14 protein-coding genes are annotated in these 26857 nt (G+C 74.3%); 9 read left to right on the forward strand and 5 right to left on the reverse strand.

The window, feature by feature from the left end:
• Positions 1–73: 73 nt before the first annotated feature.
• From ACFV4P_RS15030 to ACFV4P_RS15060, 7 genes are all read left to right on the forward strand, one after another.
• A complete protein-coding gene (locus tag ACFV4P_RS15030; RefSeq protein WP_380471095.1) occupies positions 74–1231 on the forward strand; it encodes a Kelch repeat-containing protein in 1158 nt (385 codons plus the stop codon).
• 91 nt (positions 1232–1322) lie between these two features.
• Positions 1323–4535, forward strand: a complete 3213-nt coding sequence (locus ACFV4P_RS15035) for a hypothetical protein (RefSeq protein ID WP_380471097.1) — start codon at positions 1323–1325, stop codon at positions 4533–4535.
• Positions 4517–9805 carry a hypothetical protein gene (locus tag ACFV4P_RS15040; protein ID WP_380471099.1) on the forward strand — a complete coding sequence of 1763 codons (5289 nt, stop codon included), beginning with the start codon at positions 4517–4519 and terminating at the stop codon, positions 9803–9805. Before ACFV4P_RS15035 ends, ACFV4P_RS15040 begins: the two co-directional genes overlap by 19 nt.
• The gene (locus tag ACFV4P_RS15045) at positions 9798–11639 is read left to right on the forward strand and encodes a hypothetical protein (RefSeq protein WP_380471101.1); all 1842 of its coding nucleotides are present in this window, start codon (positions 9798–9800) and stop codon (positions 11637–11639) included. Before ACFV4P_RS15040 ends, ACFV4P_RS15045 begins: the two co-directional genes overlap by 8 nt.
• A 199-nt stretch (positions 11640–11838) precedes the next feature.
• The gene (locus ACFV4P_RS15050; RefSeq protein ID WP_380471103.1) at positions 11839–13128 is read left to right on the forward strand and encodes a BTAD domain-containing putative transcriptional regulator; all 1290 of its coding nucleotides are present in this window, start codon (positions 11839–11841) and stop codon (positions 13126–13128) included.
• A 125-nt stretch (positions 13129–13253) separates the two neighbouring features.
• Positions 13254–13823, forward strand: coding sequence for a hypothetical protein (locus ACFV4P_RS15055; RefSeq protein WP_380471105.1), 570 nt, complete (start codon positions 13254–13256; stop codon positions 13821–13823).
• 90 nt (positions 13824–13913) lie between these two features.
• Entirely contained in the window at positions 13914–16886 is a 2973-nt protein-coding gene (locus ACFV4P_RS15060) for a BTAD domain-containing putative transcriptional regulator (RefSeq protein WP_380471107.1), read from the forward strand.
• A gap of 17 nt (positions 16887–16903) precedes the next feature.
• Here the strand turns inward: ACFV4P_RS15060 and ACFV4P_RS15065 are convergent, their stop codons facing one another.
• Positions 16904–18295: a sporulation protein gene (locus ACFV4P_RS15065; protein WP_380471109.1), complete on the reverse strand. Its 1392-nt coding sequence runs from the start codon at positions 18293–18295 to the stop codon at positions 16904–16906.
• Between the two features lie 243 nt (positions 18296–18538).
• Here ACFV4P_RS15065 and ACFV4P_RS15070 point away from each other — a divergent pair, with 243 nt between their 5' ends.
• Together ACFV4P_RS15070 and ACFV4P_RS15075 are read left to right on the forward strand one after the other, a co-directional pair.
• Entirely contained in the window at positions 18539–19852 is a 1314-nt protein-coding gene (locus tag ACFV4P_RS15070) for a UDP-glucose dehydrogenase family protein (protein ID WP_380471111.1), read from the forward strand.
• A gap of 99 nt (positions 19853–19951) precedes the next feature.
• Entirely contained in the window at positions 19952–20356 is a 405-nt protein-coding gene (locus tag ACFV4P_RS15075; RefSeq protein ID WP_380471113.1) for a hypothetical protein, read from the forward strand.
• Here ACFV4P_RS15075 and ACFV4P_RS15080 read toward each other — a convergent pair.
• From ACFV4P_RS15080 to ACFV4P_RS15095, 4 genes are all read right to left on the reverse strand, one after another.
• Positions 20326–21684 (reverse strand): acyltransferase, encoded by a 1359-nt coding sequence (locus tag ACFV4P_RS15080; protein ID WP_380471115.1) that lies wholly within the window; start codon positions 21682–21684, stop codon positions 20326–20328. The two genes, ACFV4P_RS15075 and ACFV4P_RS15080, sit on opposite strands and share 31 nt — an antisense overlap.
• A gap of 139 nt (positions 21685–21823) precedes the next feature.
• The gene (locus tag ACFV4P_RS15085; protein WP_380471117.1) at positions 21824–24565 is read right to left on the reverse strand and encodes an alkaline phosphatase family protein; all 2742 of its coding nucleotides are present in this window, start codon (positions 24563–24565) and stop codon (positions 21824–21826) included.
• A 2-nt stretch (positions 24566–24567) separates the two neighbouring features.
• Positions 24568–25917, reverse strand: a complete 1350-nt coding sequence (locus ACFV4P_RS15090; RefSeq protein ID WP_380471119.1) for an ABC transporter permease — start codon at positions 25915–25917, stop codon at positions 24568–24570.
• Positions 25914–26831, reverse strand: a complete 918-nt coding sequence (locus ACFV4P_RS15095) for an ABC transporter ATP-binding protein (RefSeq protein ID WP_380471121.1) — start codon at positions 26829–26831, stop codon at positions 25914–25916. Before ACFV4P_RS15095 ends, ACFV4P_RS15090 begins: the two co-directional genes overlap by 4 nt.
• Between the last annotated feature and the right edge of the window lie 26 nt (positions 26832–26857).

A 26857-nucleotide genomic window follows, 5' to 3' on the forward strand; every position in this document is an offset into this window, starting at 1 on the left:
GCGAACTCGCCGCCGGCGGTGGGGGGTTCGTCCCGCGATCACGAAACGACCCGATGACGGAAGGTTCGACACCATGACCACCTCCACCGTGCCGACCGCAGCGAAGTGGACTGCCGCGCACGACCTGGCCGGGGCGACCGCCTGGTTCGGGCAGCACGACGGGCCGGTCGTGCTCAAGGGCACCACGAAAGTGCTGGTCGTCGGCGGTGCCGACCCGAGCGGGGCCGCGCTCGGGCGGGCCGCCGTGTACGACCCGGCCGCCGACACCTGGACGGCGACCGCCACGCAGCCCTCGCCCCGGCGGCTGCACGCGGTGACCGCGCTGGCCGACGGCAAGGTGCTGGTCACCGGCGGCATCGGGGGCTCCACCGCGCCGGGGCTGACCTCGGCCGAGGTCTACGACCCGGCGGCGAACACCTGGAGCCCGGCCGGCACCATGAACCAGGCCCGGTGGGGCCACAGCGCCGTCCTGCTGCCGAGCGGCAAGGTGCTGGTGGCCGGGGGCAGCGCCGTGCGAGCCGGTACGACCGTCCGGGCGTTGCGTTCCGCCGAGTTGTACGACCCGGCGACGGGCATCTGGACCGCGGCGGGGGATCTGGGCGACGCCCGGTCCGGGCATGTCGCGGTGGTGCTCAAGGACGGCAAGGTGCTGGTGGTCGGCGGCACGGCGTCCGTCGGTACCGCGCAGGACCCGGCGCTGGCCTTCTGCGAGCTGTACGACCCGGCCACGGGCGCCTGGACGCCGACCGGCAGCCTGCTGCGCCCGCGCGCCCTGCACCAGGCCACCGCGCTGTCCGACACCACCGTGCTGGTGACCGGCGGCCGCGCACCGGGCGCGGGCGACGACGGCACGTTCGACCCGTTCAGCCGGCGGACGGCCGAGAAGTACGACCTGGCGACGGGGGTGTGGACCGCCGCCGCCGACATGCCCGCCGGACGGGCCCAGCACCGGGCCGTCGCGGTCGGCACGGGCGGCGTCCTGGTGATCGGCGGAACCGGCAGCGACACCGACGAGGCGGGTTTTCGCAGCGTCGTCCAGTACGACGCGGGTGCCGATGCCTGGACCGCCCAGCCGGGCCTGCTCACCGGCCGTTGGGGCTTCGCCGCCGCCGTCCTGACCGACGGCCGGGTCCTCGCCGCAGGCGGCGCGGCCCGCTCCGGCCTGGCCGCTGCCGACCCGACGGCCACCGAACTCACCGCCACCACCGAGCTGTTCGGGAGCGGCGCGTGATCGCGAACGGTGGCGGCGCCCGGCCGGAGCGGCGTGCGGTCGGTGGCGAACGTGTCGGTGTCGCAGGTGAGTTGCTCGACGGGGGTGTGCTGTGACGGCGAATGCCTATTCGTTCCTGCCGTGGCTGCGGTCCGGCCTCTCCACCCGGATCACCGGCGATCCGGGCACGTCCGCCCGCGCGACCATTCCGGTCAAGCTGGTGCTGAGCGGGGAGGGGCTGGACGGGGGCGCGCTGAGCCAAGGGGTGGAGCGGGCGGTGCAGTTGTACGGGCCCGGGGATGTGGTGGGGGTGGACGCCCGGGCGATCTCGCGGCGCGAGCCGCTGCCGGGGACCACCAACATCGAGCCCAACTACCTTGCGCACATCGAGTTCTACGACGAGGACTTTCCCTGGCGGTACAGCCCGGCGGCGGCCGACGGGTCGACGGACCGGCTCGCGCCGTGGCTGGCGCTGGTGGTGCTGGCGGCGCGCAGTGACGTGACGGGGGCGCCGGCGGAGTTCGAGGAGGGCGGCGGGGGGACGCCGGTGCCGTTCGTGACGGTCAAGGACCCGAACGCGCTGCCGCCGGCGGACCAGCTGGGGGCGTGGGCGCACGTGCACGTCAACGGCGGGCTGGACGAGGCGGTGGCGCGGGAGCTGAGCGGGGCGGGGGATCCGGTGCTGCAGGCGCTCGCGGAGGTGCTGCGGACGGACCCGGACCGGGCGTGCTCGCGGCTGGTGTGTCCGCGGCACCTGCAACGGGACCGGGCGTACGAGGCGTTCCTGGTCCCGGCGTTCGAGACCGGGCGGCTGGCGGGGCTGGGGTTCGATCCGGCGCTGTCGCCGGGGGCGCTGTACTCGAGCTGGGGGCCGGACTACCCGAACCGCCCGGGCGAGGGGCAGCTGCCGTACTACCAGCGGTGGCCGTTCACCACCGGAGCCACCGGGGACTTCGAGTACCTGGTGCGGCTGTTGCAGCCGCGCCGGCCGGACCCGCTGGTCGGGCGGCGGGACATGGACGTGCACCGTTCGGCGGGGCCGGGGCTGCCGCCGATCACCACGCCGGCGGCGATCGGCGGGGTGCTGCGCCTCGGCGGGGCGTTGCAGGTGCCCGAGCAGCCGATCGACGCCTGGGAGAACTGGGACAACTGGTTCGACCAGCCGCCGCCCGCCGCGCCGTACCCGCACCCGTTCCAGCAGGCGCTGGCGAACCTGGTCAACCTCGCCGAGGCGTACCAGGACACCACGCCCGCGGCCGCGCACGCCGCGCTGCCGCCCGCCCAGGCGCAGTCGTTGTCGGCGGGCGTCGACCCGGTCATCACGCCGCCGCTGTACGGCCGTTGGCACGCGCTGACCGCGCACCTGCTGATCGACGACGCCGGGCAGCCGCTGCCCTCGCCGGCCAACCGGAACTGGGTGCACCGGCTCAATCTCGACCCGCGCCACCGGGTCGCCGCGAACTTCGGCACCAAGGTGGTGCAGGCCCGGCAGGACGAGTTCATGGACGCCGCGTGGGCGCAGCTCGGCGACGTGCTGAAGGCCAACGCGCGGATCCGGGAAGCCCAGTTGGCGCGGGAGGTCGGGCACCGGTTGCAGGTCAAGCACCTGTCGCCGCCCGCCGCCCCGGCCGCCGCGGTCGCGCCGCCGCCGACCGGCAAGTACCTGACGCTGACCGCGCCCGCCCACCCCCGGGTGACGACGACCGGGTCCGCCGCGACGGCCGGCCCGGGCGAGCAGCTGGCGGTGGGGTTCCAGGTGGCGGTCAGTCAGGTCGCGGAGGCGCCGCTGTCGGCGGCGATGCGGCGGCAGATCCGGCCCGGCGCGCGGCTGGTGCGGTCGCTGACGTTCCCGCCGGACCAGCCGCGGGAGGCGCTGCTGCCGCGGATGGACGCCGCGACGGGCGCCGTGACGGCCGCCGCGCCGAAGGTGAAGCCGGCCGCGCTGGTGACACCGGACCAGCTCGACCAGGTGCTGCACCCCGGGCCGGCTTTCGCGGACGCGGGCACCGACCCGGTGGACGCGCTGCCGAAGAGCGCGGACTTCGTCCTGAAGGACATCGGGGACCCCGTCCCGCCGACCACCGGCGGCGGTGTGGACAGTCCGGAGGCGCAGCGGTTCAAGGCGGCGCTGCGGGAGCTGTACGACGGGCGCAACGAGGCCGCCGCCGTCGGACAGGCCCCGCCCCGGGGGCAGTTGGGCGTCGCCGGGACGACGGACACGGTGCTGAACGGGCTACGGTCGGACACCACCGTGCCGAGGTGCCTGCTCGGGTCGGTGGACGTGCCGGACCGGCTGCGGCCGTTCGCGGAGAACTTCATCGAGGCGATGGCGTACCCGGTGATCGACCTGCCGATGTACCAGTCGCTGATCGACCAGTCGACGGATGTTTTCGTGCCCAACCTGGGCCTGCTGCCCGCGAATTCGATCACCCTGCTGGCCAACAACCGGCGTTTCATCGAGTCGTTCATGGTCGGCCTGAACCACGAGATGGCCCGGGAGATGCTGTGGCGCGAGTACCCGACCGACCAGCGCGGCACCCCGTTCCGGCAGTTCTGGGACCCGCGGGCGGTGCTGTCGCCGCCCGGCGAGACGGCCGAGCAGCGCCGGGAGCGGCTGTACGACATCAAGCCGATCCACACCTGGGGGCCGGCCGCGCTGCTCGGTGAGAACGACAACCGGCAGCAGCCGGGCGCCACCCAGAAGGACGACCTGGTGCTGGTCGTCCGCGGCGAGCTGCTGAAGAAGTACCCGAACACCGCCGTGTACGCGCAGCGCGCCGCCTGGCCGCTGGACGCGAACGGCAACCCGGTCACCACGGGGGAGCGCATCCCCGCGCCGCTGCCCGACGAGGACCACCCGACGCCCGACCTGGTGCGGCTGCCGCTGTACGAGGCCAAGGTCGAACCCGACGTCTACCTGCTGGGCTTCGACCTGGACGCCGCCGAGGCGCGCGGCAACCCGCCCGGCGACCCGGGCTGGTTCTTCGTCCTCAAGGAACGCCCCGGCGAACCGCGTTTCGGCGTGGACGAGCCGGAGGGTCCGCTGCCACCGGTCGAGGTGTGGAACGACCTCACCTGGCAGCACGTCGACCCGGACCACCTCGGCTTCATCGAGTTCAGCGACACCACGCACGTCCCGCTGGTGCCGTTCGACGGCTCCCCGGACGACCTGGAGAAGCAGCAGCAGCGCAGCGAGGACATCGCGCTGCCGCTCTGGTACTCCCGGCTGAGCTCGGCCGACATCGCGTACATCCTCTTCCAGGCGCCGGTCATGGTCGCCGTCCACGCACAGGAGATGCTCCCGGTATGGCCGACAACGCCCTGAGCGACGACTTCCCGGTCCTGTTGGGGCCGGTGCGGGTCGAGACCAGGTTCACCGCGACCGAGCTGCTGGTCCGGGTGTTCCCCGACGAGTGGTCGGTGGACACCTTCGAACCCCGGCCCACCGAGGCCGAGTTGGGCGCGCTGGACGCCTACTGGACGGCGCTGTGGCGCACCGGCGGCTCGGCCGTCGGCGACCGGGCGGCCTGGCAGGAACTGGTCGGCCGGATCGCCGCCGGCCGGGCGACCTGGCTGCTGCAGAACCACCGGCCGGCGAACCCCGCCGACCGGCCGGTGCCGGTGCCGGCCGGCACCACCGTGCTGGTCGTGCGCAGCGACGCCGCACTGCCCGCAGCCGACCGGCAGCCGACCACCGACTACTGGACGGCGGTCTGGCGGGCCCACGGCGACCGGGTGAAGCAGCGGGCCGCCGACACCGCGCTGCTCGCCGCCGTCGGCGCGGCCAGGGCGGCGGCGATCACCGCCCGCCGGCCCGCCGGGATCGAGGCCGCGCCGGTGCAGAGCGGCGACGCCGTGCTGGTGGCGTTCCTGGTGGTGCCGCGCCCGGCCGACGCCGACATCGCCCCGCAGTCGTGGACGGTCGCCGCCCGGGCCGGCCTGCTGCCCGACCACTTCCGGCTGCTGGGCTGGGCCGGCGGCGCCAAGGTCCTCGACGTCGACGGCAACGCCGTCCCGGCGACGCTGCCGGTCAGCCCCGACCCGGGCAACACCGAGATGCGCGTCGACGAGAGCACCGGCGTGCTGACCGTCCCCGACGAGCTGCGCTGGCTGACCGACTTCGACCGGGCCGTCACCGTCGGCATGGGCTTCCGGGTCCCGCTGACCGCCGACCTCGCCGGCGGACTGGACCGGCTGGTGGTGCTCGGCCTGCGCGCAGGGGCCACCCCGACGCAGTCCGCCGCCGACCTGACCGGCCTGCTGACCCGTCAACTCCGCAGCCCCGCCGGGCTCAGCCTGCTGCCGCAGGGCACCCCCACCAACAACAGCGCGCAGGCGCCCGCCGGACTCGACCCCGGACAGGAGGCCGACGCCGGGCTGCGCTCCGCCGCACACCTGCGGGCCCTCGCGCCCGGCGCGGACTGGACGACCCGCACCGACGGGCAGTGCTTCGCCGAACTGCTCGGCGTCGACCCCGCCGACCTCGCCGGGATGCCGGGCGCCGACGGCACCGACCAGCGCGACGCCCGCGCCGCCGACACCGCGCTGTGGCCCGCGACCTGGGGCTACCACCTGCAGACCACGCTGCACCCGGTGTTCTCCCGGGCCGTCGTCGAACAGACCCGCGCGTACTACCTGCGGCACGTCTCCGGACGCGGCCCGGCGCCGACCGTGCGGATCGGTCGGCAGCCGTACGGCATCCTGCCGACCACCGCGTTCTCCCGGCTCGCCTGGCCGGACACCGACCCGGCCGCCGCCCACCGGCGCGGCCTGAACACCGTCCTACAGGCCGCCGCCGCCGACTGGCAGGCCGCCACCGGCAAGGTCGCCCACCTCGGCGGGCCCGCCGCCGACGCCCACCAGCACCTGCTGGACATCCTCGCCGCGCACCCCACCTCCGCCGAGTACTACCAGCGGTACGCGCAGAGCGTCGAGGACATCTTCAACCGGGAGAACCTCGGCGCGCTCGGCTCGACCGTGCTGCCCGGCCTGGACCGGCTGAACCAGCCCGGCCCGATCCGCGCCCTGCTGACCCGATTCGGCTACCCCGACACCGGCGCCGCCCAGGACCCGGACCTGATCCGCCGCCTGTTCCTCGACACCCAGCACCCGCTGCTCGCCCCGCCCGTCGACGACCGGCCGCTGTCCGAGACCGACCCGATCCGCCCCTACACCCTCGACGGCGCCAACTACCTGACGTGGCTCGCCGCGCACGCCCGCACCGACCTGGAGACCGTCCGCACCGAGGCCGGCTTCCCCGACGACGACCGGCCCGCCGCGCTGCTGTACCTGCTGGCCCGGCACGCCCTGCTGCTCGGCTGGGCCGACGCCGCCACCGAACTCGCCATCGCCGCCGGCATCGCCACCGCCGCCGAACAGGCCGCCGCCGACCCGGCGTTCATCCACGTCAAGATCCCGGCGCCCGGCCAGAGCCTGCCCAGCGAGAGCCGCTTCCGGCGGCTGTACTCGCCCGCGCCGGAGATCACCGGCGACCCCGCCCGCCTGGTCGTCGACCACATCCCCCGGGTGATCGACACCAGCCCCGCCACCGCCCGCCTCGCCGAACAGGCAGCCGCCCTCGGCCTGTTGACCGCGCTGCCCACCGCCCGGCTGGAACGCGTCCTCGCCGAACACCTCGACACCGCCACCTACCGGCTCGACGCCTGGCGGCTCGGCCTCGCCAACGAACGCCTCGCCGAACTGCGCTACGGACCCGACGGCACCACGCCCGCCGTGCCCGGCGTCCACCTCGGCGCGTACGGCTGGCTGGAGGACGTCCGCCGCCGCGACACCGCGCTCACCCCCGTCACCCTGACCGGGCCGCTCGCCACGGTCTTCCAGGGCGACCAGCCGCTGATGCACGACCCGCTCAACGGCGGCCACCTGCACGCCCCTTCGCCCGGCCACGCCCGCACCGCCGCCGTGCTGCGGGCCGGGTACCTCGCCAACGGCTCACCCGACAACCCCGGTTCGTTCGCGGTGAACCTCAGCTCCGGGCGGGTCCGCACCGCCCTCGGCCTGCTCGACGGCATGCGGCAGGGCCAGTCCCTCGGCGCCCTGCTCGGCTACCGGCTGGAACGCGACCTGCACGACAGCCACGAACAGGCCGAGGTCGACTTCCTGATCGCCGCGCTGCGCCTGAAGTTCCCGCTGCGGGCCGGCCGGATCGCCGACACCGTCCCGCAGCAGAGCGACCAGCCCGACCCGACCAAGCCGCTGGGCATCGACCAGATCGAGGCCCACAACGTCATCGACGGCCTCGCCCTGGTACGCCACCTGACCAGGGAGAACGTCCCGCAGACCTACCCGTACGGGCTGGACGGCCTGCCCGCCGTCGACACCACCCAGCAGGCCGTCGTCGACCGGGCCGTGCAGCACCTGCTCGACCTCCACGACGCGCTCGCCGACCTCGCCGTCGCCGAGAGCACCCACCAGGTGCTGCTCGGCAACCCCGAACGCGCCTCCGCCACCCTCGACGCGTACGCCAAGGAAGGCCTGCCGCCCGAACCCGCCGTCGTCACCACACCCCGCAGCGGCACCACCCTCACCCACCGCCTCGGCCTGCGCCTCACCCCCGGCCTCAAACCCGACACCGGCGCACCCCCGCTCGCCCACAACACGCCCCGCGCCCAGGCCGAACCCGCCGTCAACGCCTGGCTGCCCACCCTGCTGCCGCCCGCCACCAACGTCGTCGCCCAGGTCACCTGGACCGACGCCCTCACCGGACTCGCCCGCAGCCGCCTCGTCACCCAGTTCGACCTCGGCCTGCAGCCCATCGACCTGCTGTGGGCGGTCCGCCCGGCCGGCAGCAGCACCATGACCGACCTCGACGACCGCATCCTCGGCTCCGTCCTGCGCACCGACAACCCGCGGCCCGACGTCGAACTGACCATCCACTACACCGACCAGTCCGCCGGACACCTCACCTTCTTCGAACTCTCCCCGCTCATCACCGCGCTGCGCACCCTGCTCACCACCGCCCGGCCGCTGCGCCCGACCGACCTGGCGTCCGCCGCCGGCACCGACCCGGCCGACCGGGCCGCCGATCAGGCCGTCTCGCTGCCCCGCGAACGGCCGGCCGCCGTCCGGGCCTCGATGGACGTGCTGCGCACCGGCGTCGAGAGCTACCTCGCCACGCTGGCGCCGCTCTACCCGGCCGGCGCGCCGCCCCGGCGGACGCAGATCCTCGCCCTCGTCGACACCCTGCTCTCCGGGTACGCGGCACTGGTCACCACCGCCGGCGGGTTCGGCATGGTCCGCAGCGGCTGGGGCGAACTCGCGATGTGGCGGCGCGGCGTGTTCACCGACGTGCTGGCCGCCGTCGCCACGGCCGCCGACCGGATGACCAGGGCGCTGGCGAGCGCCGACGCCCTGCTCGCCACGTACGACGCACTGCCCGCCGCCACCTCCGCCGCCGAACGGTTCCGGCTGCTCCAGCAGGCGGAACGGCTGATCGCCACCAAGCCCACCGCGCCGCTGCCCGCCCAGCCGGCCGCGTTCCGGGCGATCGTCGCGGGCCGCCGACAGGCCTTCGCCACCAAGGTGCAGTCGCTGCGGTCAGAGGCCCGGACGATCCGGACGACGCTCAGCGGCCTGCTCACCGAAGTCGCCGGGAAGCTCCCGCTGAGCGCCTTCGACCCGACCGACCTCAGCCTCCAGCCGTTCCAGGACCGGGTGGTGCAGTTCTGCCGCGACCTGCTGGACCGGGCGAACGCGCTGCACGCCGACGTCCTCGGCCGGCTCGCCGCCGCCGACCAGGCGCTCGCCGCGTACGACGCCGCCGTCACCGGGCCCGACCAGGTCGCGGCGGCGACCGACGCGCTCAAGGCGCTGATCGGCCAGGACGTGCTGGCCGTACCGGAGTTCACGCCGTCCGCGCAGCTCGCCGCGGACTGGAGGAACGCCCTCGCCGACAGCGGCACCCTCGTCCAGCACCTCACCCAGCCGCCGATCGGGCGGGACTTCCCGGTCGACGACTGGGCGCACGGCATCGCCCGGGTCCGCGACCGGCCCCGGCTGTGGGAGAAGGTCGTGGTGCTCAGCGACGCGCTGCGCGGGCCCGGCGGCCTCCTCGGCGACCTGTTGCAGTCCGCCGAACCGCAACTGGTGCCGATCCAGCTGCCGTACCGGCCGCACGACCACTGGCTGGCCATGGAGTTCAGCCCCGGCACCACCGGCGCCGACATCACCGAGGACAAGGTGCTGTTCACCGCGCACTACGCGCCCGACCCGGTGACGCCGTCCCCCACCCAGGTGGGCCTGCTGTTCGACGAGTGGACGGAGGTGATCCCGTCCGAGCGCGAGACCACCGGCATCGCGCTGCACTACGACGGGCCGGACTCCGAACCGCCGCAGGCCATGCTGCTGGTCGTGCCGCCGGTGCGCACCGGCGCCTGGAACACCGACGACCTGATCGCCGCCGTCGGCGAGACCCTCGACCTGGCGAAGGCCCGGGGCGTCGAACCCGAGCACCTCGACAACACCGCGTACGCCCAACTGCTGCCCGCCACCCTGATGTCCGCCACCCGGCAGCCGATCACCATCTCCACCGACCTCGCGATCGCCAACCAGCGCTGGAAGGCCACCCATGCCTGAGCCCCGCATCGCCGACCTGCCCAAGGCGCTCGCCACCCGGTCGAACCCGGCCGTCGGCGTGTGGAACCGGCTGGAGGGCCGCCCCCGCACCACCGACTTCCAGCGCGCGCTGCGGGCCGAAGTACGGGACGCGCTCTGGATGTTGACCCGGCAGTGGCAGATGGGCGAGTTCCGCGCGAGCGACGCCGGGTCGCCCGTCACCGCGACGTACTCGATCGCCGGCACCCGGCCCAGCCGCTTCCGCCCGAGCGGCGGCGCCGCCGAACCCCTGCCCGACGACCGGCCGTTGGAGGCGCTCGCCGAACGGCGGCCCCCGGCGTTCACGGCGGGCGCCGACCCGATCGCGTTCGACCTGCGGCTGGCGATCGGCCGGCGCTGGCTCAAACTGCTCGGCCGTGACCCGGTGTTGGCCAACATCGCGTTCGACTTCCGCGGCCAGTACGTGCGCATGTACCCGATCGCGCTGCCCGACCCGACCACCGACGCCGACGCGCCGCGGGTCGCCGACCCGGAGGTCTGGGCGAGCCTGCAGGCCGTCGCCGGCCGCCGGATGGACGGCTACCTGCTGTACCGGCACCTCAAGGACGGCGGCCACGCCTCCGACGGCATCAGCGACATCCTGCACATGCACTACCCGGCGCTGGACGCCCTCGGCGTCCGCCTGGTCGCCTGGTTCGACGACCTGATCGACCGGCCCGACGGCGACGCCACCTGGGACCCGCGCCGCCTCGAACACCGCTTTTCGGTGGCCGGGACCGCCCCCGACGGCACCGAGAAGGTGCTCACCGCGGAGGAGTTCCCCGGCGGCGAACTCGACTGGCACGCCTTCTCGATCGACCCCGACCACCCCGTCGGCGGCGCCGAGCCCCCGCTGCCCGCGATCAACCGCACGGTGTTCCCGGCGCCGCTGCGGTACGCGGGCATGCCGCTGCCGCGCTGGTGGGCGGTGGAGGACGGCGGCACCAACTTCGCCGCGGTGTCGCCCGACAGCACCGACCTGGCCCGGCTGATCTTCCTGGAGTTCGCCCTCGTCTACAGCAACGACTGGTACCAACTCCCGTGCGAGCTGCCGGTCGGTACCCTGGCGTCGATCCAGGGCCTCGCCGTCACCGACGTGTTCGGGCAGCGGCTGTGGATCACCCCGGCGGGCAGCGGCCTCGACGAGAACTGGCAGCGCTGGTCGATGTACACCCTGGAGACCCTCGACGCCGGGCCCGACACCGCCGCCGACACCAGCCTGTTCCTGCCCGCGAGCGTGCCGAAGGTCGCCGACGGGCCCGCGCTGGAGGAGGTGCGGCTGATCCGCGACGAGAACGCCAACCTGGTCTGGGGCATCGAGGCGACCGTCCCCCGCCCCACCGGCGAGGGCCGGCGCGGCAGCGAGGTCGCCGCCGCCGTCCAGGCCCAGCACCTGCGGCTGCACCCGCCCGTCCCGCCGGACGCGCCGCTCGCACCGATCGCGTACGAGGCGATGAACTCCGTTCCCGAGCAGTGGATTCCGTTCATCCCGGTGCACGTCCCCGGGGACAACCGCACCGTGCAGCTGCAGCGCGCGGCGATGCCGAACACGGTGGCCGTGCTGCCGCCCGTCCAGCCGCGAACCTCCCTGCTGCGGGAGGGACTCGACGTGACGCCGCCGCACTCGTACTTCGTCAACCAGGAGGAGGTTCCGCAGACCGGAACCCGCCTCACCGTCGGCTACCGCCGCACCCGCTGGCGCAACGGCCGGGTCAGCGTCTGGCTCGCCGCGGGCCGTGGCGCGGGGCGCGGCGAGGGAGCGAGCGGGCTGGCGTTCGACCTGCTGGTGGACACGCCGAAGCCGCCGGCGGGCTGAGCGGTGGTGAGGTACGCCTGTCGATCACGTCCGGTCCTTCTCTCGTGGAGAGGGGCGTCAACCGGCGGCGCGGTGGAGGGTGTCCCGGCTCGGGGTCACGTGGCGCGGAGCTGCGCGGCACGGGCTTGCGGGGCATGGGGGTTGCTGACGGGAGATATAACATGACGAATTGTCAACATGATCGTCGTGGGAGGACGCGGTGGAGCTGCACTTCACCACCCTCGGACCCCTGAAGGCCTGGCGCGCGGGCCAGGAGCTGCGCATCAACCGGGCCCGCGACCGGGCGGTGCTCGCCGTCCTCCTCGCGCACGCGGGCCGGCCGGTGCCGGTCGGCGAGATCATCGACGGGGTCTGGGGCGAGGAGGGGGACGAGGCGCCCGACCGGGCCGCCGCGCTCCCGGGCAACATGTACCGCCTGCGCAGTGCCCTCGGCATCGACGGCAGCGTTCTGCGGCACGTCGGCAAGGGCTACTGCCTGGACGTCGACCCGGACCGCATCGACCGGACGGCCTTCCTCGCCGCGCTCGCCGATGCCGCCGCCGCGCGCCTCGACCGGCAGCCGGAGCGCGCCCGCGCCCTGCTGGCCGCCGCGCTCGACCGCTGGTACGGCCCCGACGCGCTGGGCGGCGTCCCGGGCCCGTTCGCCGAGCACGAGCGCCGGATGCTGGCCGGGCGGCGGGACGAGGCGCTCCGGGCGTTGAGGGAGATCGGCTCGGGGGCGGGGGCGGGGGCGGGGACGGGGGCGGGGACGGGGGAGCCGGTGGCGGTCCGGCGGCCGTTCCAACTGCCGCCGGATCCGGCCGACTTCACCGGGCGGGCGAGTGAACTCGCGCTGCTGGGCGGACTGTTGGCGTCCGGTTCGGCGCCGGTCGTGGTCGAGGGGCCGCCGGGTGCGGGCAAGAGCGCGCTGGCGGTCCGGGCCGCGCACCTCGCCGGTGCCGAGTATCCGGACGGGCAGCTGTACGCCGACCTGCACGGCGTGGACGACCGGGACGTGCCCGGGTTCCTGGCACCGTTCCTGCGCGCACTGGGCGTCGAGGAACAGGCGGTGCCGTCGTCCGCCGCCGACCGTCGGACGCGGTACCTGCGGCTGCTGGCCGACCGTCGGGTGCTGGTGGTGCTGGACGGTGCCCGCAGTGTCGCGGCGGTGCGGACGCTGCTGCCCGAGGCGTCCGGGGCGGCTGCGCTGGTCGTCCTCAACGGGCCTGCGGAGGACGGGAGTTCGGGAGTCGTGCTGGGGCCGCTGAGCCCGGCCGAGGCGGTGCAGCTGCTCGGCCGGATGCTCGGCCCGGAGCGGGCGGAGCGCGAACCGGAGGCCGCCCGGGCACTGGCCGCCGCCTGCGGCCACCTGCCGCGCGCGCTGCGCGAGGCCGCCGAGCGGCTGGTGCGCCGACCCGCCTGGCCGATCTCGGCCATGATCGTCCCGGCCGACCCGGAGGCGGCGACCGGCCCGGGTGCGGCGGTCCGGCCGGGGTGCGGCGGCCGGTAAACGCTGTCGTTGATCACGCGTCAATCGGGGCGTTCCAGAATCCCGATGTCGGCGTGATCAACTACCCCGGGCGCAGGTCAGGGGGCATCGCCGGTCACGATGAACAGCACGAGAGGACCACGCAGTTGAGCCGCACTACCGCCCGAACCACCCGTCCCCTGGGCGCACTCGCCACCGTTGCCCTGGCGGCCGCCGGCGTGCTGGCCGCGCAGGCCACCGCCCACGCCGCCTACGACCAGCCGACCGCCAGCATCTGGGACGGCGAACAGCTGTCCAACAACGGCGCGCACATCGACAACCGGGGCGAGTTCGGCACGGCGCGGCTCGTCATGCAGTCCGACGGGAACCTCGTCGCCTACTACGCGCCGGGCCACGACTTCACCCGCCAGTACCCGACCTGGGCGACCGGCACCGTCGGCTGCGGCACCAAGGCCGTCATCCGCACCGACGGCAACCTGGTCGTGCTGAACGCGAGCGGCGGCCTGTGCTGGGAGAGCGGCACCGCCGGCCACCCGCACGCCCGGGTGACGCTCTGGCGCAACGCCGACGTCCTGATCACCGACGCCTGCAACCGCACCGTCTTCGAACGGCAGCCCGGCATCACCTACGTCCCGGGCCAGACCCACGGCGGGATCATCACCCCCACCTCGGTCGAGAGCCCGTACGTGGTGCTGCCGCCGCCGACTGCCTGCTGAGCGGGTTTCCGCCGGGCAGGTTTCCGCCGGGCGGGCTTCCGCCGCGCAGGTTTCCGCGCAGGGCACGAACGAGCACCGAGGAGATCCGACATGGAGACCGCCGCCACCGATCAGGGGCTCCGCTTCCGGCTCCTCGGCCCGCTCGCCGGATGGGCGGGCGGGCAGCGGCTGGAGCTCGGCCGCCGTCAGCAGCAGGCGTTCCTCGCCATGCTGGCCGCCGCGCCCGGGCGGGTGCTCACCGCCGCGCAGCTCGGAGACGGGATCTTCGACGGGGACAACCCGCCGGGCAACCCCCGGTCCGTCCTCGCCACCCATGCCTACCGGCTGCGCCGGGAGCTGCGGAACCACGCGCTCGGGCACCTGCTGGTCACCGTCGACGGCGGCTACCGGCTGGACGTGCCCGCCGAAGCGCTGGACTCCGTCGCCTTCGACCGCCTGGTTGCCCGGGCCGGCGAGGCGCTGGCCGGGGGTGAGCCTGCCGGCGAGGCACTGGCCGGCGGTGAGCCTGCCGGCGGTGGGCGGGACGGCGGCGGGCGGGCCGGGGCGCGGGACCTGCTGGCCCGGGCCCTGGCGCTGTACGAGGGCGAGCCGCTGGCCGGCCTGCCCGGCCGGCACGCGGAGGAGCTGCGCCGGCACCTGGGCGAGCGCCGGATCGACGCGCTGGAGACCAAGCTCGGCCTGGACGTCGAGCTGGGCAGCGGCCCGTCCTGCCTGGTCGAACTCGACCAGGCGGTCTTCGCGCACCCCTTCCGGGAGCGGTTCCGTGCCCTGCTGATGCTGGAGTACCACCTGTCCGGCCGCCCGGAGGAGGCCCGGGCGGTGTACGAGGACGCCCGCCGGCTCTACCTCGACGAGGGGCTGACCTGCGCCGAACTGGACGCCCTGCACCGGCGCATCCGCCGCGCCGATCCGACCCTCGCCACCGCCGCCCGGCCCGCCCCGGAGACCCGGCCGAGCGGACCGGCGCCGACCCCCGTGCCCGAACAACTCCCCGCTGGCATACCGGACTTCACCGGCCGGCAGGCCGACGTCGCCCGGCTGCGCGCCGCCCTCTCCGACCCGGAACCGGGCGCCGTCGTCATCTCCGCGATCAACGGGCTCGGCGGCGTCGGCAAGACCGGCCTCGCCGTGCACGTCGGGCACGCCCTGCGCGCCCGCTTCCCCGACGGCCGACTGCACGTGGACCTGCGCGGCGCCGAGGCCGTCCCGCTCGACCCGGCCGAGGCACTGGCCGGCTTCCTGACCGCGCTGGGCGTCGCCGACCGCGACATCCCCGCCGACCTCGCCGAACGCGCCGCGCTCTACCGCACCGCCGTGACCGGCCGCCGCCTGCTGATCCTGCTCGACAACGCCGCCGGGCCCGAACAGGTCGCCCCGCTGCTGCCCGGCTCCCGTACCTGCGCGGTGCTGGTCACCAGCCGCGCCTGGCTCAGCACCCTGCCCGGCGCCCGCCACCTCCCGCTCGACGCGATGACCGCGGACGAGGCGCTCGACCTGCTCGCCGCGATCGTCGGCCGGCCCCGGATCGAGGCCGAACCCGAGGCGGCCGCCACCATCGTCACCGCCTGCGGCCGGCTGCCGCTGGCCGTCCGCGTCGCGGGCTCCCGGCTGGCCGCCGACCCCGGGCAGCCGCTCGCCGAACTCGCCGCGAGCCTCGCCGACGAACGCACCCGCCTCGGCGAACTCGCCACCGAACAGGCCTCGGTGGAGCCCGTCCTCGCCCTCTCCTACGCCCGCCTCACCGCCGAACAGGCCCGCGCCCTGCGCCTGCTCGCCCTGCCGGACGCCCCCGACCTCCGCTCCGCCGACGCCGCCGCGCTGCTCGACCGCGACCCCGCCGAGACCCGCGACCTGCTGGAGGCGCTGGTCGATCTGAACCTGTTGCAGTCGCCCGCCGCCGATCGCTACGGCTTCCACGACCTGCTGAGGGTCTTCGCCCGGCAGCGCTCCGCCCACCAGGACACGCCGTCGTCCGTGACCGCCGCGTTCGCCCGGCTGCTGGGCTTCTGCGTCGCCGGCGCCCGCAACGCCGAACGCACCGCCCACCGCGACCGCGCCCCCGAGAGCCCGACCGGGCCGCGCTTCAGCAGCATCGAGGAGGCCAGCGCCTGGATGCGGGACCGCACCGCCCTCCACCGCGCCGTCGTCCACCGGGCCTGCGAGGACGGCGGGCTGCCGCTCGCCGACACCGTCGACCTGCTGGACACCATGAGTTCGATCCTGTTCGGCCGCGGCTACGTCACCACCGTCGCCGACCTCGCCGGCCGGGTCGCCGCCGCCGCCTCCGCCCGCGGCGAACGGGACGCCGAAGCGCTCGCCCGCTCGGTGCGCGGCGGCATGCTCTGGCACGCCAACTCCTATCCGCAGGCCGGCCGCGAACTGCGCGCCTGCCTCGCCCTGTGCGACGGCGACGACCGGCTCCCGCTGCGCGCCGACACCCTCAAACTCCTCGGTGCGAACGCCCGCGCCCTGCGCGACCACCGGGCGGCCGTCGCCTGCCTGGAGGAGGCCGCAGCGATCTTCCGGCGGCTCGCGGACGAGAGCGCCGAAGGCCTCGTGCTCGGTGAACTCGCCTTCAATCAGGCCCAGTTGGGCCTACTGTCGGAGGCCCGGGCGACCGCCGAACGCTGCGCCGGGCTGACCGGCCGCCACCTGTCCATCTCCGAGTCCGTCGGCCGCTACTACCTTGCCCGGGTCCTCCACCTCTGCGGCGACCTCGACCCCGCCCTCGCCCAGGCCCAGTACGTCCTGGAACGCTTCCGCGCCTTCGGCATGCTGGCCTTCGAGGCGGCCACCGGGAGCCTGATCGCCCGCATCCACCTCTCCGCCGGCCGCGCCCGCCCCGCCGTCCGGGCCGCCGAGGAGTCCCTGCCCCAGGCCCGCCAGGTCGGCGCCCTCCTCGAAGGCACCCTCCTCCGCACCCTCGGCGAGGCCCTCACCCGCCTCCACCATCCCGACCGCGCCCGCATCAGCCTCCAGCAGGCCCTGACCCACTTCCGCCACCTCGAACTCACCGCCGACGCCACGGAGATCGAGCACCTGCTGCGCGAGATTCCCCAGTGAGTCCTGGCGCGGCGGTGTCAGACGGCGATCCCCAGCTCGGTCCGGGCGCGGTGCCGGAAGTCGCGGACGGCGGGCTCCCGATGCCACGGGGCGAGCGCGGAGTCGAACTCGCGGACGTAGTCCAGGGCGCGGCTGGAGCGGACCCGGGCCAGAATGTCGACGGCCTGGTTGCCGAGGCCGAGGCCCCGGTCGAGGTCCTCGGCCTGGAGGTGGGCTGTTCCCACGACTGCCAGGCGCATGCCGACGGAGCGGGTGAACACACCGGTCGGCATGGTGGCGGCCTGCGCGTTCCAGGCCAGCGCGGCCTTGGGATTCTTCAGGTCGCGGAAGACCTCGGCGGCGTCCGCCGAGAGCCTGGCGTGGTGGTAGAAGTCGATCCACGACGGTTCGTCGGCGTCGTCGCGGGCCCGGTCGAGCAGCGCCTCGGAGGCGGCCAGGGCGGCCGAGGCGGCCCTGGCGTCGTGGTCGCGGGCGTGGGCACGGGCCTCGATGAGCTTGGTGAAGGCCAGCACCCTGGGCGCCGCGCTCGCCCTGGCCCGCTCGAAGGCTCCCTGGGTCATGTCGATGGCCTCGCCGGGAAAGCCTCGCAGCAGGGTCTGCATCGCCATCGTGGTGAGCACGTAGCAGCCGAGCTGGACGTCGCGGGCAGCTCTGGCGAGGCGCAGCGCCTGGACGAAGTGCCGCTGGGCGGCGTCGTGTTGACCGATGTCGAAGGCGGTCCAGCCCGCCAGCCGCGACAGCTCGGACGTCACCGCGAACAGTTCCCGGCCGATGCCGTCGCCGAACGACCCGCTCAGCAGCGGCACCGCGCGTTCCCGCAGGCAGGCCGTGACCGAGCTGGCCTTCCAGCTCCCGCCGCCGTACTTGGAGTCCCATCGTCGTGCGTCGTCGGCGGCCTCCTGCAGTTCGACGAGGTCGGCGGCGCCGACCCGGCTGTGGCCCCGGTGGGCGGAGCCGTCGTCGGCGGGCGCGACCAGCCAGCGGGTGACCGGGGTGGCGAACGCGGAGACGGCGAAGCCCGTTCCGGTGAGGAAGTCGCGGCGGTCCACAGTGCTCCAGAACGAAGTGGCGACGCGTACGGCGTCAGCGGGGTCTCGTGGAAAATCCAACCCCATGGCGGCGTCCGGTGTCTGCGCCTCCGCCATCCCGATCTCCGCCAACTGCACCGGCCTGCCCAGCCGTTCGCCGATCGCCCGGGCCAGTAGCGCGGGCACCGGCCAGTCGGGGGTCATGCCGCGGCGGCACCAGTTCGCGACCGAGGTGTGCGTGTAGCTGGTGGTCAGCCCGGCCTCGCGGGCGAGTTGGTTGACCCGGTGCGCCAGCGACTTGCGGCTGATCCCCCGGCAGTTGTCGATCATCCGGGCCAGCGCGTCGTTCGGCGGCTTGGCCCGACGGGTGGTCGACGCCACGGCGGCCCCCTCCATCGGTTCCGCGCGATGCCGCGCGGAGGTCGTGCGTTCGGTATCCGACGCCGGATCACCGAGGGTATGACCTCCGTGCTCGCGGCGAACCGCTTTCGCGCGTTGTGAGCCCCCCTGCGAGCCCTGTCCCCGCCCGCCCGGACCCGGTTGTCTGAGGTCCAGGGCCTCCGCCGGGACCGTCGCGACGACGGGCATCGGCCGGGCGGACGGCCCCCGCGAAAGGACACGCTTGTGAAGCTCACTGTGATCGGCTGCGGCTACCTCGGCGCGACCCACGCCGCCGCGATGGCCGAACTCGGCCATCAGGTCCTCGGCATGGACACCGACGCCGACAAGGTCGACGCGCTGAACAGCGGCCGGGCCCCGTTCGTCGAGCGCGGCCTGGACGACCTGCTCGCCGAGCACACCGTCACCGGGCGGCTCAGGTTCACCGCCTCCTACGCGGAGGCCGCCGACTTCGCCGACGTCCACTTCCTCGGGGTCGGCACCCCGCAGCAGGACGGCACCGGCGCCTACGACCTCGGCCAGCTCCACACCGCCGTCCGCCGGTTGGCCCCGAGGCTCGGCGACGGGGCGCTGATCATCGGACGGTCCACCGTCCCGGTCGGTGCGGCCGCCGAGCTGCGGCAGACCCTGGACGCGTACCTCCGGGTCGGTGCGAGTGCCCGCCTGGCGTGGTCGCCGGAGTTCCTGCGCGAGTCCTTCGCGGTCCGGGACTCCCTGGAGCCGGACCGGATCGTGCTCGGCGTCGAGGACGGCGACACCCGCAGCGAGACGGACTTCCGGAGGGTCTACGCCGACATCCTGGCGGCGGGCACCCCGCTGATCGTCACCGACATTGCGACCGCCGAACTGATCAAGGGCGCCGCGAACGCCTTCCTCGCCACCAAGATCTCCTTCATCAACGCGATGGCCGAGCTCTGCGAACTGGCCGGGGCGGACGTCCGTCAGGTCGCCCGCGCGCTGAGCCACGACCACCGGATCGGCGCCGACGGCATGCGGCCCGGCCTCGGGTACGGGGGCGGCTGCCTACCCAAGGACCTGGCCGGATTCGCCCACCGGGCCGAGGAGCTCGGTGCCGACGCGGGTCTGCTCCGCCAGGTCGCGGCGATCAACCTGCGCCGCCGCGAGCACACCGTGGGCCTCGCCCACGAAGCGCTCGGCGGCAGCGTGTCCGGCAAGCGGATCGCCGTCTGGGGGGCCGCGTTCAAGGCCGGCACCGACGACATCCGCGACTCCCCGGCCCTCGCGGTCGCCGACGCCCTCCGGCGGGCCGGTGCGCACGTCACCGTCCACGACCCCGTCGCGACGGAGAACGCCCGCAGGTCCCACCCCCACCTCGACTACGCCGAGGACCCCGTGCAGGCCGCCGTCGGCGTCGGGCTGCTGCTGCACCTGACCGACTGGCCGGAGTACTCCGACGTCGACCCGGCCGATCTCGCCCGGTACACCGCCGCCCCCGAGGTCGTCGACGCCCGGGGCACCCTCGACGCCGACCGCTGGCGTGCGGCCGGCTGGACCTTCCGTGCCCTCGGCCGCCGCTGATCGGTCATGCGCATGCTCATCGGATGTCCATCGTGGTCGACGAACCTCTCCCGTGTGCCCGGCCGGCGTGGTCGGGGCGCTGATGAGAGGGGAACGACCATGTCCGTCAAGGGAATCCGAAAGGCCGCGCTGGCGCTGACGACGATGGCGATGGCCGGGGGGATCGCGCTGACGGGGGCCGGGTCCGCGTCGGCGGCGGTGGGCGGCGGGTGTGACGGGCCGGGGTGGCAGCAGGTGTGCATCAGTGACGGCGGGGGGCAGGTCAACTTCTCGGTGACCACGAACTTCTCGTCCAACAACTGCACCGAGCAGGTGATCCTCTGGGACTACACCACCAACTCCCAGGCGCTCTCCACCTCGTTCCCGTGCCGGGCCGGCCAGTTCACCTACAGCTGGGCGCTCTCCAACCCGGCGTGGGGCCACGACTACAAGGCCGAGGCCCGCTTCTACTGGCAGCCCGGCACCGGCTACACCTACCAGACCAGCCCCGACCTCCACTTCTGACCGTTCCTCCGACGGCCGTCGGACCTGACGTCCGGACGTGTTCTCCGCCCCACCGCCGACCTCCGGCGGTGGGGCGGAGGCGTGGTGCGGGCGAGGAGCAGGGCGATGCCGAGGGCGTAGGCGGCGAGGGCGAGGACGGGCGGCCGGCCGGAGGGGGCGAAGCCGTTGACGGCCAGCCAGGCGAGGGCGGGGAGCGTGGTGGCGAGGGAGCAGGCGAGCAGGACGGGGGAGGGGCGGGGGAAGGGCGGGAGGTGGAGCAGGGGGCGCTGGGCGCGGCGGACGGCGGCGACCAGGAGGGCGAGCAGCGCGGCGAGGAGGGCGAACCAGGCGGGGCGCAGGGCCCACCACTGCCAGCCGCCGATGGCGGGCTGGGGTGCGAGGCGGGCCGGGTAGAGGGTGACGGCGACCAGGACGACCGGGACGGGATGCCACAGGTAGACGGTCATCACGGCGCGGTTGAGGCGGTGGAGGAGAGCGGAGGGCGGCAGGCGGCGCGCGAGCGGCTCGGCGGCGAGCAGCAGGCCGCACTGGGCGGCGGCGAAGGCGAGCAGGGCGATCGAGGGCGGCGTGGTGTTGCCGGCCGGCAGGCCGGCGCCGATCATGTCGACCGGGAACGGACCCCAGGTCAGCAGGCCGGTGAGGAGGAGCAGGCCGGCGAGGGCGAGGACGAGCGGGCGGCGTCCGCGGGTGAGGCTGCCGTCGTGCCAGGCGAAGCCCCACTGGTGCATGGCGCCCCAGACCAGCAGGTAGTTGGCGAAGCCGACCAGCGGCAGTCGCGGGCCCAGGATCGCGAGGTCCACCAGGGCCGCGCCGGCCGCCATCGCGGCGGGCACGGCGAGCCCCCGACGGGTGTGCGCGACGTGCAGCGCCGGGGTCAGCGCGATCAGCAGCAGGTAGACCGGCAGGAACCACAGGTGCAGGGCCAGGTACCAGCCCGCCCGGGCGAGTTCGGCCGCCCCGGCGCCGCCCGCCCAGGCCGCGGCGGCGGCGAGGGAGACCACGCCGAGGTAGACCGCGGTCGGCAGGAGCAGCCGCAGGGCGCGGCGGTGCACCCAGCTCGTCCAGGACCCTCCGGCGCGGCGGTGCGCCGTCCAGGAGGCGGCGTTGGCGTAGCCGCCGACCAGGAAGACGACCGGCATCACCTGGAAGAGCAGGGTGACCCAGCGCCCCCAGGAGACGTAGTCGAGGGCGTCCAGCCCGGAGACCCGCCCCGCGCGGTAGGTGAGGTCGGTCAGCAGCCAGTGGCCCAGCACGACGGCGCAGATCGCGCCGACCCGCAGCAGGTCCGCGTACTGGTTGCGGCCGGGGGAGGCGGAGGGGAGGGGCATGGGGATCGGCGGGGCGAGGGCGGATTGGTGCGTACACCTCAGTATTGCTCGACAGTACTGCTCGACGGGGAACCGGGCGGGCCCGGAGAGCGGGCCCGCCCGGCCGCGGCACTAGGTGCGGGGGATGCGCGTGGGGATGTCAGCCGTCGAGTTCCGCCGAGGGCAGGTACGCGCCGGGGACGGCGGCCGGGGTGAGCAGGGTGTGCTCGCCGGGGTAGGGGGTCTTCCAGTCGTGGGCCTCGTACCAGGTGAGGTGGTTCATCTGGGCCGGGTTGGCGCGGTCCGGGGCGGCGTCGGCGCCGGTCAGGCGCTGCTGGTCCTTCCAGGCGGACCAGGTCCGCACCAGGTCGGCCTGTTCGGCGGGGACGGCGCCGGTCGCGGCGGGAGCGGCGAGCGCGCTCGGCGCGGCGGGCACGTCAAGGCCGCAGGAGGGCGGGGTGGCCAGGCCGTTGGTGAGCGAGGTGCGGTTGGGCAGGGCCGTGAACGGGGTGAAGTCGGGCGTGGCGGTGAACGCCGAGGTCATCGGGGTGGCCGCGGTGTCCTTCTGGTTCATCGGTTTGATCCCGAGGATCTGCTCGATGGTGCGGATCATGTTGATCTGCGAGTAGTAGCGGCTGTCGACGACGCCGTGCTGCGCGTACGGGCTGATGATCTGGATCGGCGCCCGGTGCCCGTCCACGTGGTCCAGGCCGGCCTGCGAGTCGTCCTCGACGACGAAGATCGCCGAGTCCTTCCAGTACGGGCTGTGGGTGATCTCGTCGACGATCTGCCCGACCGCGAGGTCGTTGTCCGCGACCTGGGCGGCCGCGTTGGCGGGGCCGCCGGTGTGGTCGCTGGACAGCCAGAGCATGTTCAGGTCGGCGGGGCCGTTCTGCTCGAAGTCCTGCTTCCAGATCTGCGCCCGGTAGATGTCCGGCACGGCGGTGTCGAACTTCGGGAACGCCGGCACCGACACGTTGTTCAGCGACGGGATCGGCGAGGACGAGACCAGCTTGTAGGCCGAGCCGTTGCCGGTGGCCTGCATGGTTTTGGTGTCGCAGTACAGGTTCTGCCAGGTCGCGCCGGCCGGCTTGGTGAGGAACTGGTGGAACTCGCCGAAGTCCCGCACCGACTTCCCGCCCGCCAGGGCGCCGCTCCACAGGGTGCCGCTCGCCTGGTGGCCGAGCGCGTCGTCCTCGGTGTCGTAGCTGCGGACGTACTCGCCGGCCGAGGACTCGGTGTACTCCGGATTGTCCGCCTGCATCAGCCAGTTGTGGCCCTCGGCGGAGTTGGTGCCGATGTCGTACGTGTTGTCGTACAGCCCGAACTGCTCGGCCAGCGCGTGCTGGTTCGGCGTCACGTTCGCGCCGAACTGCGCCAGCGAGGCGTCCCCGTTGCCCTGCGGCAGGTCGCCGTAGACCTGGTCGTAGGTGCGGTTCTCCTTGACGAGCAGGAAGACGTGCTTGATCGTCGACGGGTCGCCGATCCGGTTCGGGACGGGCTGCGCCTTGGTCTTGTTGCCGGTGGCGAGCTTGGCCGCGTTGTTGGTCCAGTTGTTCTGCGCGAAGACCTTGGCGGTCTGCTTCCGGATCTCCTTGTCGCTCGGCAGGGTGAAGCGCACCACGCTGGAGGTGGTGTCGTGGGTGCCGTGCGCGCCGTCCACCCGGCGGGCGTCGATGCCGCGGGTGTGGGAGACCAGGATCTGGTTGCCGGACGAGGAGATCTCGGCGGGGAAGTAGTCGGTCGGCAGCAGGCCGACGTAGCTCGCCGGCTCCTGCGGGCCCGCGTACCGGTAGACGGCGATCGCGTTGGCCCGGCCGAGGGTCACCAGCAGGTGGCCGTCGTCGGTGAGGGTCACCGCGTCGGGCTCGTACCCGATCGAGGCCTCGGACCACGGCCGGGTGGCGATGGTCTGGACGACCTTGTCGCGCTCGGCGTCGATCACCGAGACGCTGTTGGTGCCGGTGTTGGTGACGAACACCGCGCCGTTCTTGGCGTACACGGCGGTCGGGTGCAGCCCGACGTCGATGCTGCCGGGCGCGGCGGACGGGTTCGCCAGGTCGATCACGCTGACGGTGCCGGTGAGGGTGGCGCCGGTGTTCGGGTCGGCCGGGACCTGGGTGCCGTAGGAGTTGATGGTGCCCTCACCGGGCTTCGCCGGGCGGCCGCCCTCGTTGCTGACGTACAGCTTGCCGCCCGCCTGCGCCAGGCCGCGCGGGGCGATGCCCACCGCCCAGCTCTGCCCGACCGTGCCGGCCGCGGTGTCGATCGCCACCACCCGGTTCTGGCCGTTGACCGCCGCGTACGCCGTCGTGCCGTCCGCCGAGAACACCAGGCCGGCCACCAGCGCCTGCTGCGAACCGCTCTTGGCGATCTTGACGACCTTGGGGTTGGCGACGCTGCCGTCCGGGTTCACGTCGAACCGGGTGTACCCGTCGGGCTGGCCCAGCCACAGCTGCCTGCCGTCGGGCGAGTACGTCGGGCCTTCCTGGCCCACCGCGTTGGTGCCGATCTTCGGGGTGGAGCCGGCGGCGCTGCCGACCAGTTGCTGCACCTTCCAGTTCTTCACGTCCACGATCGCCAGCGCCGCGCCGCCGTCGGTGACCGAGGCCGCCAGGTGGGCGCCGTCCGGGCTCACCGTCGACGACATGATCTTGCCGTTGTTGATCACCAGTCGCTCGCCGTACGGGGCGAGGTACTGGTTGCTGGAGACCAACTCGCCCTGGTCGTAGACCTGTCCGACCTGTCCGGTGCCGAACGCGTCCGACTTGGCCCAGCCGACACCGGCGCCGGCCGCGAGAACCACGGCGGTGGCGGCGGCCGTGACCAGCGTCCGGCGACGGGTCCTGCGACCGCCGCCCGTGGCCGGTGCGTCACTCACACGACGACGTGTGACCTGCATCGTTACTGTCCCTTCGAAGGTGCCGGAAGCAACTCGACGTTGCCGTCGAACTGCCAGAGCGGGTTCGGCGCGTCGCCGGTGGCGGTGCGCACCAGGAAGTAGCCGTTCACTTCCTTCGGCCCGTCGCCGTCGGCGACGAACCGCCCGTCGGGGGCGATGTCGAGCTGGTAGACGGCCGTCCCGGTGGCCTCGACGCCCGGGAGGCGCCAGGACACCACGCAGCGCCAGTCGTTGCCCGCGCCCTCGGGCTCGACCCGGGTGCTGCCCTTGTCGCACGCCGCCGTGACCCGCAGCTGCTCCTCCGTCACGTCCGGACGGTTCAACTCGGCGGTCTGCAGCCGGTACAGGTGGGCGAAGGCCGTGGCGACCGAACGCTGCACCTTGTCCTGGTCGATCCCGGAGCCCGCCGCGCCGACCGCCGGGGCCAGCGCCCCGACCGTGACGGCCAGCAGCGCGAGCGGCGGCAGCGCGCCGACCAGCAGCGTCCGATGGCCCGGGGCGTCGTGCGCCGGGTTGGTGAAGTCCCGCCGCAGGAACAGGAAGCGGGCGAGGAAGGTGGTGCCCGCCGCCCACACCAGGCCGACCGCGACGCCGATCAGCAGCGGGCCGAGCTGCACCGGGCCGGTGAACAGGCCGTTCCAGGAGAGGAACGCGTACCCGGGCAGCGCGAGCCGGACGGCGACCGGCAGCGGCATCAGCTGGGCGAGCTGCATCGCCAGGGCGACCAGCGCGGGCAGCAGCAGCCCCATCGGGGAGCGGCCCAGGGCGACCGAGCCGAGCAGGCCGATCCCGGCCAGCGCCAGGGTCGGCGCGAGCGCGCACAGCCAGGCCAGCAGCACGCGCAGCGCCGCGTCGCCGGGGGAGAGCAGGTGGCCGTCCAGGCCCACCAGCGGGTGGTTGCCGACCGCCAGCAGGCCGCCGACCACCCCCGAGAGCGCGAGGCCCGCGACCAGCGCCACCAGGACGGCGAGGCAGGCCAGCGCCTTCGCGGCGAAGATCCGGCGCGGCGAGCGGACCGCCACCAGTAGTTGCCGCCAGGTGCCGAGGCGGTCCTCGGCGGCGAACACGTCACCGGCGACCATCGAGGTCAGCAGCGGCAGCGCCCAGCTGCCCGCGAACCCGAGGATCACCAGCGGCCCGGCCCAGCCGGTGGCGTGCATCCAGCGGCCGAACAGGGTGTCGCTGGGGAGCGTGGACTGTCGGCTCACCCCGGCGACGAACACCGCCGGGCCCAGCCAGCAGGCGAGCAGCAGCAGGCGGATGCGCCACTGCGCGAGCAGCTTGACCAGTTCGAAGCGGAAGGCGCGGGTCACCGGCACCCGGGTGGTGGTGGGCGTGAGGGTCGTGGTCATCGGGCGTCCTGCTGCTGGTCGGTGAGGGCGAGGAACGCGGCTTCCAGCGGCGACACCACCGGGGCGAGCTCGCGCACGGCGATGCCGGCCCGGACGAGTCGCACCACCAGGGCGTCCAGTGCGGGTACGGCCGCGCGGATCACGAGGCGGTCGGCGGTGTCGTCGGTGAGGCGGACGCCCGTCGTTCCGGCGGCGACGCGGCGGGCCGCCGCCGGGTCGGAGGTGAGCAGCCGGTGGTCGAGTTCGCGGTTCCGGGCGGCCAGTTCGGTCAGCGGGCCGGAGAACACCACCCTCCCGGTGGCGAGGACGGTGACCTCGGAGCACAGCGCCTCCAGGTCGTCCATGCGGTGGCTGGAGAGCACGACGGCGCAGCCGTCCGCCGCGAGCCGCCGGAGTACGCCGTGCACCTGCCGCTTGCCGGCCGGGTCGAGGCCGTTGGACGGCTCGTCCAGTACCAGCAGGCGGGGCCGGGTGAGCAGGGCGGCGGCGAGGCCGAGCCGTTGGCGCATGCCGAGCGAGAAACCGCCCACCCGGTCGTCGGCGACGTCGGTGAGGCCGACCTGGTCGAGTGCCTCCTCGACCCGCGCGGCCCGGCCCTGGAGCGCGGCCAGTGCGGCGAGGTTCTGCCGGGCGGTCAGCGCGGGGTAGAGACCGGGCCCGTCCACGAACCCGGCCACCCCGTCGGGTGCGGCGAGTGCCCGCCCGATCGGTGTCCGCAGGATCTCCAGGCTGCCCCCGTCGGCGGCGGCCAGCCCCAGCAGCAGCCCGAGCAGCGTCGTCTTCCCGGCGCCGTTCGGCCCCACCAAGCCGTGGATCTGCCCCTGCGTCACATCGAGGTCGACGCCGTCGAGGGCGATCACGTCACCGAAGCGCTTGGTGATCCCCCGGGCCCGGACCGCGAGCGGTGTGTCCATGAGTGCTTCCCTCCAAAGCCGTTGGA

It is taken from the genome of Kitasatospora sp. NPDC059795, assembly GCF_042732175.1.
Lineage (GTDB): Bacteria > Actinomycetota > Actinomycetes > Streptomycetales > Streptomycetaceae > Kitasatospora.